Genomic DNA, 719 nt, shown 5'->3' with positions numbered 1-719 from the left:
CCCTTGAGCTGCTCGGAGGCACGGAGCAGGGCGACGCCGCCGCCCGGAACGATGCCTTCTTCCACGGCCGCGCGGGTCGCATGCATCGCGTCATCAACGCGATCCTTGCGCTCCTTCACCTCGACCTCGGTCGCGCCGCCGACGCGGATCACCGCGACGCCGCCCGCGAGCTTGGCCTGACGCTCCTGGAGCTTCTCACGGTCGTAGTCCGAGGTGGTCTCCTCGATCTGCGCCTTGATCTGGGCCACGCGCGCCTCGATGTCGGCCTTCTTGCCGGCGCCGTTGACGATCGTGGTGTTCTCCTTGTCGATCATCACCTTCTTGGCGCGACCGAGCATGTTGAGCGTGACGTTCTCGAGCTTGATGCCGAGATCTTCCGAGATCGCCTGGCCGCCGGTCAGGATCGCGATGTCCTGCAGCATGGCCTTGCGGCGATCGCCGAAGCCCGGAGCCTTGACGGCCGCGACCTTCAGGCCGCCGCGCAGGCGGTTCACGACGAGGGTCGCAAGGGCTTCGCCTTCGACGTCCTCGGCGACGATGATCAGCGGCTTGCCGGTCTGCACCACGGCCTCGAGCAGCGGCAGCAGCTCGTTCAGCGAGGAGAGCTTCTTCTCGTTGATGAGGATGTAGGCGTCGTCCATCTCAACGCGCATCTTGTCGGCGTTGGTGACGAAGTAGGGCGAGATGTAGCCGCGGTCGAACTGCATGCCCTCGACCAC

The 719-nt window shown here is 65.9% G+C and carries 1 protein-coding gene; it reads right to left on the bottom strand.

Annotated features, from left to right (window positions below; translation table 11 throughout):
• The coding region (gene groEL, locus I6F16_RS37465; RefSeq protein WP_225174772.1) for a chaperonin GroEL at positions 1 to 719 on the bottom strand (719 nt) is incomplete at both ends.

Source organism: Bradyrhizobium sp. IC4060 (assembly GCF_020193715.1).
GTDB classification, from domain to species: Bacteria; Pseudomonadota; Alphaproteobacteria; order Rhizobiales; family Xanthobacteraceae; genus Bradyrhizobium; species Bradyrhizobium yuanmingense.
The sequence above is the reverse complement of the archived record's forward strand: the minus strand, read 5'-3'. Positions and strand labels throughout refer to the sequence as shown.